At 63.6% G+C, this 13016-nt stretch carries 12 protein-coding genes; 8 read left to right on the top strand and 4 right to left on the bottom strand.

The features are described from left to right. Positions 1-29: 29 nt before the first annotated feature. From R5H30_RS01265 to R5H30_RS01250, 4 genes are read right to left on the bottom strand one after another with little or no spacing between them, the layout of a single operon-like run. Positions 30-1028 (bottom strand): LacI family DNA-binding transcriptional regulator, encoded by a 999-nt coding sequence (locus R5H30_RS01265; RefSeq protein ID WP_318326171.1) that lies wholly within the window; start codon positions 1026-1028, stop codon positions 30-32. A gap of 45 nt (positions 1029-1073) precedes the next feature. Further along, positions 1074-2036: a DUF4432 family protein gene (locus R5H30_RS01260; RefSeq protein WP_318326170.1), complete on the bottom strand. Its 963-nt coding sequence runs from the start codon at positions 2034-2036 to the stop codon at positions 1074-1076. 35 nt (positions 2037-2071) lie between these two features. Next, a complete protein-coding gene (locus R5H30_RS01255; protein ID WP_318326169.1) occupies positions 2072-3259 on the bottom strand; it encodes a Gfo/Idh/MocA family protein in 1188 nt (395 codons plus the stop codon). A 5-nt stretch (positions 3260-3264) separates the two neighbouring features. Continuing rightward, positions 3265-4320, bottom strand: a complete 1056-nt coding sequence (locus R5H30_RS01250) for a sugar phosphate isomerase/epimerase family protein (protein ID WP_318326168.1) — start codon at positions 4318-4320, stop codon at positions 3265-3267. 329 nt (positions 4321-4649) lie between these two features. Here R5H30_RS01250 and R5H30_RS01245 point away from each other — a divergent pair, with 329 nt between their 5' ends. Genes R5H30_RS01245 through R5H30_RS01210 form a run of 8 tightly spaced genes read left to right on the top strand, consistent with a single transcriptional unit; the run spans position 4650 to position 13010 of the window. Further along, complete coding sequence (locus tag R5H30_RS01245; protein ID WP_318326167.1) at positions 4650-6260, top strand: ABC transporter substrate-binding protein; 1611 nt, start codon at positions 4650-4652, stop codon at positions 6258-6260. A 54-nt stretch (positions 6261-6314) separates the two neighbouring features. After that, positions 6315-7163 carry a carbohydrate ABC transporter permease gene (locus R5H30_RS01240; protein WP_318326166.1) on the top strand — a complete coding sequence of 283 codons (849 nt, stop codon included), beginning with the start codon at positions 6315-6317 and terminating at the stop codon, positions 7161-7163. After that, positions 7160-8107, top strand: a complete 948-nt coding sequence (locus tag R5H30_RS01235) for a carbohydrate ABC transporter permease (RefSeq protein WP_318326165.1) — start codon at positions 7160-7162, stop codon at positions 8105-8107. The genes R5H30_RS01240 and R5H30_RS01235 overlap by 4 nt, the downstream gene beginning before the upstream one ends. Further along, a complete protein-coding gene (locus R5H30_RS01230) occupies positions 8107-9219 on the top strand; it encodes an ABC transporter ATP-binding protein (RefSeq protein WP_318326164.1) in 1113 nt (370 codons plus the stop codon). Before R5H30_RS01235 ends, R5H30_RS01230 begins: the two co-directional genes overlap by 1 nt. Beyond that, positions 9219-10265, top strand: coding sequence for an ABC transporter ATP-binding protein (locus R5H30_RS01225; protein WP_318326163.1), 1047 nt, complete (start codon positions 9219-9221; stop codon positions 10263-10265). Before R5H30_RS01230 ends, R5H30_RS01225 begins: the two co-directional genes overlap by 1 nt. Continuing rightward, positions 10262-11200 carry a 3-hydroxyacyl-CoA dehydrogenase gene (locus R5H30_RS01220; RefSeq protein WP_318326162.1) on the top strand — a complete coding sequence of 313 codons (939 nt, stop codon included), beginning with the start codon at positions 10262-10264 and terminating at the stop codon, positions 11198-11200. The genes R5H30_RS01225 and R5H30_RS01220 overlap by 4 nt, the downstream gene beginning before the upstream one ends. Continuing rightward, the gene (kce, locus tag R5H30_RS01215; RefSeq protein ID WP_318326161.1) at positions 11197-12135 is read left to right on the top strand and encodes a 3,5-dioxohexanoate:acetyl-CoA acetone transferase; all 939 of its coding nucleotides are present in this window, start codon (positions 11197-11199) and stop codon (positions 12133-12135) included. Before R5H30_RS01220 ends, kce begins: the two co-directional genes overlap by 4 nt. Further along, the gene (locus R5H30_RS01210; protein WP_318326160.1) at positions 12135-13010 is read left to right on the top strand and encodes an SMP-30/gluconolactonase/LRE family protein; all 876 of its coding nucleotides are present in this window, start codon (positions 12135-12137) and stop codon (positions 13008-13010) included. The genes kce and R5H30_RS01210 overlap by 1 nt, the downstream gene beginning before the upstream one ends. The last annotated feature ends 6 nt before the right edge of the window (positions 13011-13016 follow it).

The raw sequence follows: 13016 nt of genomic DNA, 5'->3' as shown, positions 1-13016 counted from the left end.
GGTCAGAAATCGAAGTTCGCTTCAAACGTCTAACGTCGCAAGATCAGATCATAAGGCAGAATAACATCTTCGACGGCTTCTCCTGAAACAAGCTGTTTCATCCGTTTCACCGCTTCTTCCGCATAACGCACATGAGGAACGCTGACGGTATTCAGCCAAGGCGCAAGCCAGTGGTTCAGCGGATTGTCGTCGAAGCCGTAGATGGCGGTGTCGCGCGGCACCGATAGCCCAAGCTCGCGGCAACGGCGATAGGCGCCATAGGCGATCTGGTCGTTGCCGCAGACGATCGCCGAAAACGGCTGAGACCGGTTGCCCAGAAGTCGCACGACGCAGGCATATCCGCTCTCCATCGATAACTCGGCTTCGGCGACGTGCTCTTTGTCGACCGCGATCCCCGAACGCTCGAATTCGCTGAGAAACCCTTCGAGGCGCGCACGGCTGGTGTTCGAGCTTTTGGGCCCGTGGACAAGTGCGATTGGCCCGTCGACATCCCGCACGATTGCCTTGGCCAGTTCGACTGCCGCCGAACGATCGTCGATCCCGACAAAGGGCACGTCAGGGATCGCATCGAGCCTTCGGTTGATGAAGAGAAACGGGATGTTCTGCACGCTGGCACGCAGGTTTGGGCTGTCCACGGCGCAAAGCATGAACACGCCAGCCACCTGCCGCGAGCGGATCTCGTCGAGACAGCGATCCTGCAACTGCACGTCCTCGTTGGAATTGAACAGCAGCATTGCCGCTCCGAGGTCGTTCAAGCGGCGCTCGATTTCCCAGGCTACGGCCGAAAAGAAGTTGTTCTGGATACTCGAGATCACCATCGCATAGGTGTTTGAGGCCTGGCCGCGCAGCGCCTGCCCGATCCAGTTGGGGCTGTAATTGAGATCTGCGATCGCCTTTTCGACCTTGCGCCGAGTCGTCTCCGAAACCTTGCCCGATCCATCGTTCATGACGCGGCTGACACTGGCGATCGATACGCCTGCCGCTCGAGCGACATCTTTGATCGAGACCTTTCGTGGGCCGGATTTCATCTGGATCGAACTTTCTGCAGCGCACCGTTCACTGGGTGTAATGCATCACCCATTCACAGACAACGCGACCCAGTAGTCACGATGTTCGCCGGCCTGCAACCGGGACACCGACGCGTCTGCGAGGTCCGTTTGCGGCTCAAGACCCAGAGCGAAGGTGCCAGACTGAAATGCCCGCCAGAGCGCTGTGACGGGCAGGGCGGCGGCATCGAACTGCAACGTCAACTCCGGGCCTTCGGCGCATTTCAGGCCGATGACGCCGTCGTCCGGCGAAGCTTCCGCCTCGACGATCTCGACATGGTCGTCAAAGGGCGCGGCGCGGTCCGTGTCGAGGCGATCGCGCAAGACCCACTGGTCGCCCAGCAGACGCGCGCCGGCATCGAGAGCCGGGTAGCCGATGTTGAAATGATAAAGAATGCCGTGCCGTGTCGGACGATACCCGCGGTTGGTCACCCGGTCGACAATGTCAACACGCGCGTCGTTGAGCGAGAAGGTGTATCTGCGCCTCAATTCGAGATTTTCGCCAAAAACGCTGACCTGCTGGACGCGCAGGCAAATCACCGCTTCCCCCTGGTCCCAATCAAGCGATTTTTCTGTCACCTCGGCCTTCTGTGTCGCGATTCGCCCATGCATAGGATGTACGTGCCGGTCGCGGAGCGGATAGTTCATCTCGGCCGCCGGGGTCTCGGTCGGGATGCCGTGATGATCGAGGCCGCAGGTCACGAGGAACCCGTCGAAGCCGCGAAGAAAGCCGAGGCCATGCTCGGCCTCGGCGTCGGGCCAGGGGTGGGGTGCGTTGGTGGCCGCGTGCCAGCCGATCTCGCGCCCGCGCCAGGACAGGCGCAGCAGGTCGCCGCACCGGTCCAGGGCGATGTCGGCCGCAAGGCCCTGCGGCGTCCGGACCTCGATCAGCCGCGCGCCGGTGCCGGGTCCGTCCGAGACAACCACCTGCCGCAGGTCGGCAAGACCCCGGCCTTGCGCCGAGAGGCGAAACAGTTCAGCCGGGGTCATGCTCTTTTCTCCATCTGGGTCTGTTGACGGGCCGATCAGGCGACGGTGTCCACCTTTTCCCAGACCGCGCCGCCTTCCGAAGAGCGGACGCAGGCTTCGATGAACGCAAGGCCGCGTGCTCCGTCGCGAACCGTCGGCAGATCGCTGGCAAACACGTCGGGCTCGCGCCCTTCGCGTGCCGCCCAGATGATCTCGGCCGCGTTCGCGTAGATGTTTCCGAAGCCTTCTATGTAGCCTTCGGGGTGGCGCGGCGGCATGCGGGTGCCTGCATTGGCCACGTCCATCGCACCCGGCCCGCCGCGGGTAATCGTGCGTGTCGGTTCGCCGAAGGGCGTGTAGTAGAGGTTGTCGTTGTCCTCTCCGACCCACTCGAGCCCGCCCTTGGTGCCGTAGATGCCGATGCTGAGGCGGTTGTAGTTGCCGGGTGCCACCTGGCTGGTCCAGAGCGTTCCTGTGGCGCCGCCCTTGTAACGCAACAGTACGTTGGCGTTGTCGTCGAGCTGGCGGCCCGGCACGTAGCTGCGCAGGTCGGCGCAGACCTCCTCCAGTTCGAGCCCGGAGATGAAAGCCGCGAGGTTGAAGGCGTGCACCCCGATGTCGCCGATCGATCCGCCGGCACCGGCCTGCTTGGGATCGGTGCGCCAAGCTGCCTGTTTCTGCCCATCCGCATCGAGCGCCGTGGTCAGCCAGTCCTGCACATAGGAGGTCCGGATCACCCGAATCTCGCCAAGCGTACCGTCCGCGACCATCGCCCGTGCCTGGCGCACCAGCGGATAGCCGGTGTTGTTCTGCGTCAGCACGAACTGCACACCGCTGGCGTCGGCAATCTTCACCAGTTCCTGGGACTCGGCGAGGGTCACCGTCATCGGCTTGTCGCAGATCACGCTGATCCCGGCTTCCAGAAATGCCTTTGACACGTCGAAATGCAGGTGGTTCGGCGTGACGATCGAGACCGCGTCGATCTTGTCGTCGCGGCCGCTCTCGCCCGTCACCATCTCCCGCCAGCTGGAGTAGGCTCGACTTTCGTCGAGCCCCAGATCCGCGCCGGATGCCTTGGCGTTCTCGGGATCTGCCGACAGGGCGCCAGCTACGATGTCCCACTTGTCGTCGAGGCGGGCGGCCATGCGGTGCACCGCACCGATGAACGCGCCGCGACCGCCGCCGACCATGCCAAGCCGCAGCTTGCGCGCGGCCTTCTCGGTTCCGAAGGATTCGATCGCCATGCCGATTACTCCAGCCCGAGAATCGCGCGGGCTCCCGACGTGTCGCCCTTGCCGCCGGCAAAGTCGTCAAACGTCTTGTCGGTCACGCGGCGAATGCAGTCACGGATGAACTGCGCGCCCTTGGGTGCGGCGTCCTCGGGATGTTCGATGCAGTCTTCCCATTCGTAGACGGCCCAGCCCTTGAAGTCGTACTCGGTGAACTTGGAGAAGATAGCGCCGAAATCCGTCTGGCCGTCGCCAAGGCTGCGGTCGCGCGCGGCGCGCTTGAGCCAGGGCTGGTAGCCGGACAGGAAACCCTGCTTGCCGGTCGGGTTGAACTCGCTGTCCTTGACGTGGAACATCTTGATGCGTTCGTGGTAGAAGTCGATGAACTGCACGTAGTCCAGACCCTGCTTCACGAAATGGCTCGCATCGTAGTTGATGTGGCAGCAATTGTGGTTCTTCACCCGTTCGAGGAACATCTCGAAGGTCACCCCGTCATAGAGGTCTTCGGTCGGGTGCAGCTCAAAGCACAGGTCGACGCCGTTCTCCTCGTAGACGTCGAGGATCGGGGTCCAGATCCGGGCCAGTTCGTCGAACGCCTCGTCGATGAGGTTCTGGTCGCGCTGCGGGAACGGATACCAGAACGGCCAGGCGAGCGCGCCGCTGAAGGTCGCGTGCTCGGTCAATCCGAGGTTCTTGGAAGCGCGGGCGCAATCCTTGAGTTGCTCGACGGCCCAGGCCTGCCGAGCCTTGCGGTCGCCGCGGACCTCGGGCGGACACAGGCCGTCCATCCAGACGTCATAGGCCGGGTGCACCGCACAGAGCTGTCCTTGGATATGGCTTGCCGTGTCGCAGATCACGACGCCGTTTTCCTTGGCGATTCCGTTCAGTTCGTCGGCGTATGTCTTTGACTCCGCTGCCTTCTTGACGTCGATAAAGCGCGCGTCCCACATCGGCAGCTGCACCGCTTCGAAGCCGCGCTGCTTCACCCAGCCGCAAATCGCGTCCAGGCTGTTGAACGGCGCGTCGTCACCGGCGAACTGGCCGAGAAACAGGCCCGGCCCCTTGATGGTTTCCATGATGATTCCTCCCTTTGGGTTTTTTGGTCGGCGCGTTCCTCGTGCGCCATAGGTAGAAAACGTTTACACTTTTATCGTCAGAAACTGAAGGCGAGTTGTCAAGAAAATTTGGAGACCGGCATCGATTGCGGCGGGTTACCAAAAAAATCCGGATACTTCCCAATGATATCAGTGTTCTGCCGCATAGTGATTTGAGGGTCGCTGGATCGCTGTGCGAAAATCGCCGCTGCGAAATTTTCATTGACTTGTGAAAACGTTTCCTCTTTTCCTGAAAGCACGTCGATAAGTTTCCGCTGCGCAGGCGGCGATACATCACCGGGGAGGAACAGATGGAAACGACGAGAATCACACGACGCGGAATGTTGAAGGGCGGTGCAGCGATGACCGCGCTGGGTGCCGTGGGAATCAACCCGCGCTTCATCCGCTCGGCGCATGCGGCCGATCTGGCCTCCGGCATGACCGGCGGACCGACGGGGTTCGCTGGGGCGGAGCGGTTCCAGTACAACGAATCGCATTCCGAGGGCCGGGCGATCGAGGCGATGAAGAAGATGGTTGCCGAGGGCAGGGCGCCGGCAAAGATCACCATGCTTTTGACCGACGGCGCGATCGGGCAGATCACCCAGCCGTTCCCCTCCGGCCCATCCGTCAAGGAGATCTGGGAGGCCGAGACCGGCGTCGAGATCGAGATCATCGGCGCGCCCGCTGGCGACATCTGGAAGCGCGTCCTGCAGGACGTCACAACCCAGTCGGGCGCTTTCGACATCTACACCCACCCGTGGAACAGCCTCGGTGATCTGGTCGAGGCCGGCGGGGCCATGAAGCTCAACGATTTCGTGGCCGCGCATCAGCCCGACTGGGCCGATGAGGAGCGTGGCACGCCGACGGCGCAGACTGCCGAACTGCTCTACAAGTACGGCGGCGATTACTACGGCGCATCGCTTGACGGCGATTTCCAGACCTGGGTCTACAACAAGGGCTACTTCGAGGATCCGGGCCACGCGGATGCTTTCCGGGCCGAACACGGTGTTGATCTTGCGCCGCCCACGACGTGGGAAGACAGCGACCGCATCAGCGCCTTTTTTACCGGACGCACAGGTCTTGGCGGTGCGACGATCTACGGCAACGGAAACGACATGGCGCCGTTCTGGGGTCTCCCACGCTTCTATGCCCGCTTTGCCGCGCAGGCGGTGCCGAACATGTACTGGTTCGACGAGGAAGGGCGGCCCAACCTCGACACCGACCAGGCCATTAAGGCGGCGACGGAATACGTCAAGTCGCGGGAATGGGCGCATCCCGACGCGCTGTCCTGGACCTACGCCGAGGGCTATTCCGGCATCGGCAGCGGCCAGACACCGCATCTGACGACCTATACCAATGTCACCAAGTTCGTCGACCGGATGAACGAGGACGGGACGCCGGCAAGCCCTGCCGCGGGACAGCTGAGCGCCTATATTCCGCCGGGCGTGAACCACGGCGGCGACCTCGTGCGCCGGTCGGTGATCTACTACAACATCACCGGAACGGTCAGTTCACGCAGCGCCAATCCCGAAGCGGCCTACCTGTTCCTGCAATGGCTCAGCTCGACCCGGATCTACTCGTGGATGACCGGCAACCCGGCCGGTTACTTCGACCCATTCCAGAAGGCGAACTTTTCCGAGCCCTTCGTCGAGGACACCTACCATCCATACATGATGGACACGATCCGCGAGACCATCGCGCGCTCGGTTCCGACGATCAACTTCGCCGGCCAGACCGCTTTCGACACCGCGCTCGACGAAGAGTTGCAGGCGGCACTGACCGGGCAGAAATCGGCCGAAGACGCGATGCGCGCGGCGCAAGCCAAGTGGGAAAGGGTCATCCGCCGCAAGGGCGAGGACAAGATGATCCCGGCCATCCAGGCGAGCCGGGCCGCTTGGCCGACGCTGGTCGAACAGGGGTGACGATCAGGGCCCCGGCCGACCTGCGCCGGGGCCGCGACCGAACCGGAGAAAAAGATGAACGGACTGATCCTGCGCACCGTTGCGGTGGCCTGTTTTGCCGCGCTGGCGTTTTTGCCGATCTCGTGGATGGCCACCATGGCGTTCAAGCCGGCCGCGGAATGGACTTCCGCCGCCGGCGGGCTGAGTTTTCTGCCCAAGGACCCGACGCTGAACAACTTCAGGTATGTCTTCACCGGCAACTCGCCCGACCAGATGGTCGGGCTCGACCGCTCGGTCTGGGGTCCGCTCTGGGCCAGCCTGTTGACGTCGGTCACCGGGACGCTGATCGCGGTGATCTGCGGAACCGCAGCCGCCTACGCCGTGAGCCGCGAAAGAATAAATGAAAGCATTGGTCTGTCCCTGCTGCAGTTGCGGATTTTTCCGCCGCTCGCCGTGATGATCCCGGTGATGATCATGTGGGCGTTTCTGGGCATGATCGACACCTGGTGGGGGCTGGCGCTGATCTATGGAATCGTCACGCTTCCATTCTCCTACTGGCTGATGAAAGCCTATTTCGACGAACTCCCGCGCGAGATCGAGGAGGCGGCGATTGTCGAGGGCTGTACGCCCTTCGAGGCCTTTCGCCAGATCACGTTGCCGATCGTCGCCTCGGCGGTGTCCTCGACGGCTCTCTTCATCTTCATTTTGAACTGGTCGGACTACCTGATCGCGCTCTTGCTGACGCGCAAGGACTGGACGACCATCCCGGTCTACATGAACGCTCTGGCAACCGCGGCGAGCGGGCAGCTCTACGGCGCAAAGGCTGCTCTGGGCCTGCTGGCGGCCATTCCACCGATCATCCTCGGGATTTCGATCCAGCGGTTCCTGGTCCGCGGCCTGACTTTCGGAGCGTTGAAGCAATGACGGACGCTATTCAGACCTCTCCGGGCGTTGCCGAGGCCGACGCGCAAGGCCAGCTTGCCGCCGAGCGTCGGAGCCTGGCAAAGCGGCTGCTTATCCCGACGCAGGTGCTGCTTGTCTTCATCGTGGCGTTTCCGCTGCTGATGCAGGTCTACATCTCGCTGACCTGGTGGACCCCGCTCGACGGCGATCCATGGTACCAGGCATGGCTGTCATGGAACTGGTTCGACAATTTCAGCTACATGCTTCAGGACAGTGCGCTGTGGAGCTCGGTGGGCCGGACGCTGCTTTTCGTCGCCATCGCAGTACCGATCGAATTCGTGCTGGGCCTCGTGCTCGCGGCCCTGTTCTACGAAGGCGTCTACGCGCGCCCGGTGCTCTACAGCCTGATCCTGATGCCGATGATGATCGTACCGGCGGTTGCCGGGTACATCTTCTTCTTGATCTTCCAGCAGACCGGTCCGCTCAACGCCGTGCTGTCGACCGTGTGGCCCGGGGCGATGGAGGTCAACTGGCTCAACGATACCACGCGGGCCTTTGTCGCGGTGGTGATCGCGGATGTCTGGCAATGGACGCCGCTGATGTTCCTGATCCTCTTTGCCGGGCTCATGAGCGTGCCCGAGGACCAGATGCGCGCCGCCACGATCCTCGGGGCGAATTGGCGCCAGCGTTTCTTCCGCATCGCACTGCCGCGGATCAAGACCGTCATTGCGATCGCAATCGGGCTGCGGGTGATCGAATGCTTCAAGATCTTCGACATGCTGTTCGTGATGACCGGCGGCGGACCCGGCGTTGCCACGGAAAGCCTGTCGCTGTTTCTCTACAAGCGCACGTTCCAGGACCTCGAATGGTCCTATGTCGCCGCCATCGGCATCACGGTTCTGGTCGTCCTGTCGGTCGTGACCGCCATGCTGATGGCGCGGGTCAGAAAGAAGGGGGCCGCGTGATGGCGAGCGTGACGCTGGAGAACGCCAGCAAGAACTTCGGAGCCTTCACCGCGGTGCGGGACATGAACCTGGCGATCGACGATGCCGAGTTCGTTGCGATCCTCGGCCCCTCGGGCTGCGGCAAGTCGACGACCATGAACATGATCGCCGGGATCGAGGACGTCAGCGCGGGCCGGATCCGCTTCGACGACAGGGACGTGACGAGCGAGCCGATGCAGAAACGCGGCGTAGGGTTCGTCTTTCAGAACTACGCGATCTTCACCCACATGTCGGTGCGCAAGAACCTCGCCTTCGGACTGGAAGTCCAGGGCCTGCCGTCGGCCGAAATCGCCCGCCGGGTCGACAAGATGGCCGAGTTCATGGCGCTGACTCATCGCATCGACGCTCCATCCGCGTCGCTGTCGGTGAATGAGTTGCAGAAACTCGCGATCGGGCGCTCGGCGATCGTCGAGCCGTCGATCTTCCTGCTCGACGAGCCGCTCTCGAACCTCGACGCGGCCTTCCGCGAACGCATGCGCAGCGATCTGCGGGAACTGCAGCGCAGCCTGAAACAGACCATGATCTACGTGACCCACGACCAGATCGAAGCGATGGGTCTTGCCGACCGTATCGCGGTGATGGACCAGGCGACGTTGCAGCAGTTCGACACGCCGGCACAGATCTACGCGCGTCCCCACAATACCTTCGTCGCGGGCTTTATCGGCGCGCCGTCGATGAACCTCGTGACCGCACGGATATCCGAATCCGGCGGATCGATCTTCGCGGAACTCGGCGGCCGTCCTGCGGACCGGGTGGCGCTTGACGCACGGCTCGGCAAACAGGCCCGGATCAGCGCTGCCACGACGCTGATTTTTGGTTTCCGCCCCGAGCATGTACAGATCTCCGACGGCGACGCGGCGCATGCAATCGCGGCTCAGGTCGCTCTGGTCGAAGTCGTGGGCCGGCGCAAGCTGGTGCATTTCGTGTCTGGGGAAACCCGGTTCATCGGCACCTTCGATCGCGGTCTCGGGATCCGTCCCGGCGAGACTGCGCGGCTCAGGTTCGACGTTGGAAAATGCAGCCTTTTCGATGCTGAGACCGGTCTTCGTCTCAGGCTCTCGGAGGCAGACTGATGGCCCGGATCCAGATCGAAAACGTGACCAAGTCATACGCCGGCGTGCCGGCCCTTCAGGAGGCGACGCTGACGTTCGAGGACGGATCGTTCACCTCGGTCTTCGGGCCGCCGGGATCCGGAAAATCGGTTCTTTTGCGACTGATGCTCGGGCTGGAGCCGCTCGATGGCGGGCGCATCCTGATCGACGGTCGCGACGTAACCACGGCAACCCCGTCCGAGCGCAATCTCGGCATGGTGTTCCAGAACCTCGCGCTGTTCCCGCAGCTGACGGCCTACGACAATATCGCGTTTCCGCTGCGACGGCGCGGGCATGACGAGGCCGACATCACCCGCCGCATCGACAGCCTGATCGGGGTTCTGAACATCGGCCACATCCTGTCGAAGAAACCGGCGGCCCTATCGGGCGGCGAGCGGCAACGCGTCGCCATCGGGCGCGCGCTGGTGCGCGATGCCGCCGCTTACCTCATGGACGAGCCGATCGCGGCCCTTGACGCGCGCCTGCGCGACGACATGCGGGTCGAACTGAAGCGCTTGCAGTCCGAACTCGGCAAGACATTCATCTATGTCACGCACGACTGCGACGAGGCGATGGCGGTGGCCGACACGCTGGCGATCCTAAACGCGGGCCGTTTCGAGCAGGTCGGCGCACCGGATGCGGTCTACGGTGACCCGGCGACACTGGCGGTGGCCGAACTGGTCGGCTCGCCCCGCGTTTCCGTCATGCCGGCCACCGGGACGGACGAAAGCGTGAGTTTCGCGCTCGGGCGGCTCGATACGCCGGCGGTGACGGGCGAAAGCCTGATGGCGCTGCGGCCCGAGATGGTGCGCCTGACGCCGGGCGACAGCGGGTCTTGCGTGGCCCCGGTCGTGGACATCGAGCGGCTTGGCGCCTTCGCCATTGTCACGGCCGGGCAGGGCGACGCGCGGGTGCGCGCCATTACCGAGGGTGATACGCCGCTTCGGATCGGCATGCCGGTCGACATCACGGTCGATCCCGGCGGGCTGCTGTTCTTTGATCCGGACACGGGAGCGCGCCGCGCATGACGCAAAAGATCGCAATCATTGGTGCCGGCCTGATCGGGTTGTCCTGGGCTATTACCTTCGCCCGCGCGGGCTTCCGTGTCGACATCTTCGACAGCCAGGACGACGCGACTTTGAAAGCTCCTGACAAGATTGACAGCGCGTGCACTGCACTTGCCGAAATCGGCCTGATGTCGCCAAAGCTGCGCGACGAGACCTGCGCCCGGATCGCGGTCGCGCAGGATATGGCCGGCGCTGTGGAGGGCGCCAAATACGTCCAGGAAAACACTCCCGAGGACGCGGCGATCAAGCGCGCAATATTCGCTGAGCTCGACCGGCTTGCCGACAGCACCGCCATCATCGCCAGCTCGACCTCGGCGCTGATGCCATCGGAATTCACCGAAGGTCTGCCCGGGGCTGACCGCTGCCTGGTCGCGCACCCGCTGAACCCGCCGCACCTGATCCCGGCGGTCGAACTCGTTCCCGGGCCCGAGACCTCCGAGACCACAATGCAACGCGCGGCGGACCTGATGGCCGAAATCGGCCAGAGCCCGATCCGGACGACGCGCGAGGTCGAGGGGTTCATCATGAACCGCCTGCAGGGTGCCTTGCTCGACGAGGCTTTCGCTTTGGTCGAGCAGGGGCTGGCGATGCCCGCCGACGTCGACACGGCGATGCGCGACGGATTGGCGCGGCGCTGGGTCTTCATGGGTCCATTTGCCACGATCGATCTGAACGCGCCGGGTGGTGTGACGGATTTCGTCGCGCGATATGGGAAGTCTTACGAACGTATCGGCGCGCACCGGCCCAACCGGACCGATTGGTTTGGTCCAGTGACCGCAAAGATCGCGGTGGCTCTGGACAGCGGAGACCGAGCAGGTCGCGCCGAGCGCCGCGACACGAGCCTCGCCCGTCTCGCGCATTTCATTGGAGAGCAAAAAAAGGAAGACCACGGATGAGTGCGAGCAAGAACACGCGGCCAGTCATCATCACCTGCGCCCTCACCGGGGCGATCCATACACCGGGCATGTCGCCGCACCTACCGGTTACGCCGGACGAGATCATCGCGGAAGGTCGGCGCGCCGTGGATGCCGGGGCCGCCATCCTGCACGTTCACGCGCGCGATCCCGATACGGGCCGCCCGGACCAGTCGGTCGAAGCCTTCGGACGAATCCTGCCGGCCTTGAAGGAAACCGGGGCGGTGATCAACATCACGACCGGTGGCAGCCCTTTCATGACAGTGGACGAAAGGCTGGGACCGGCGGCACATTACGCTCCGGAACTGTGCTCGCTGAACCTCGGATCGATGAACATGGGCCTATACACCATGCAGGCCCGGTTTCCAGATCTCGGGCGTGACTGGGAGAATGACCATCTCGAGAATTCACGCAACATGGTCTTCAAGAACACGTTCAGCGATATCGAGCGGATTCTGGAAGTCTGCGGAGCGCAGGGCACGCGCTTCGAGTTCGAGTGCTACGACATCGGGCATCTCTACACGCTGGCGCACATGAAGGGGCGCGACAAGGTCGGTGCGCCGCTCTTCGTACAATCGGTCTTCGGCCTGCTGGGTGGCATCGGTGCCCATGCCGAAGACGTGCAGATGATGCGCCGCACCGCCGACCGACTGCTTGGCGACGCCTACCAGTGGTCGGTCATGGGCGCGGGGTCGAACCAGATGCGGATCGCCGCCGTGTCTGCTGCGATGGGCGGTCATGTGCGTGTCGGCCTCGAGGATTCGCTCTGGTCCGGTCCGGGCGAGCTGGCGACCAGCGCGGCCCAGCAGATCGACAAGGTTCGCCAGTTGCTGTCGGGGCTGAGCCTGGCGCCGGCGAGCCCCGACGAGGCGCGCACGCTGCTTGGTCTCAAGGGCGCGGAACAGGTGAATTTCTGATGCGGATTTCGGTGCTTTGCGACGTCAAGCCGCTGCTCGGCGAAGGACCGGTCTGGGATGTGCGCGCCGAACGCCTGTGGTTCATCGACAGCCTTGGCAGACGCATCTATCGCTGCACCGCGGACGGGGCCGAGATGCGCGCCTGGACGGTTCCGCACGCCATCGGTTCGATGGCGCTGCGCGACGGTGGCGGCGCCATCGTCGCCCTGCAGGACGGCTTTCACGCCATAGACTTCGAGACCGGCGAACTGACCCATCTTGTCGACCCCGAGCCCGACAAGCCGAACAACCGGCTGAACGATGGCAAGGTCGACGCACGCGGGCGCTTTCTTTGCGGATCGATGGATACGGGTGAATCCGATCCGACTGGCGCTCTGTGGCGGCTCGATCCGGACATGTCGCTTCACCGGCTGGACGACGGCATCATCTGTTCGAACGGACCCTGCTGGTCGCCAGACGCCGCGACGCTTTACTTCGCGGACAGTTTCACCGGCGAGATCAGCACCTATGACTACGATATCGCGACCGGCGCCGTCGCGGATCGCCGGACCTTCGCGGTGCTGCCGAAGGATCGTGGCGGCGCGCCGGACGGCGCCACCGTCGATGCCGAGGGTTACGTGTGGTCGGCCTGCGTCTTTGATGGCCGGATCCACCGTTTCGCACCCGACGGCAGCGTCGACCGGGTCATCGAGATGCCGGTTTGCAAGATCACCAGCCTCAACTTCGGCGGGCCGAACCTTGAAACGCTTTTCGTGACATCGATGGCCGAGCCGCCACTGCCGAAATACCCCGGCGACGGCCCGCAGCGCGGCGCGACGTTCCGCGTCGAAGGGCTCGGTGTGACGGGTCGGCCAGAGCCGTACTTTGCCGGGTAAAGGAGG

Origin of the sequence: Roseobacter sp. FCG-D35, assembly GCF_033436665.1 — a bacterium.
Lineage (GTDB): Bacteria > Pseudomonadota > Alphaproteobacteria > Rhodobacterales > Rhodobacteraceae > JAWQFO01.
This window is presented reverse-complemented; position numbering and strand designations above follow the sequence as displayed.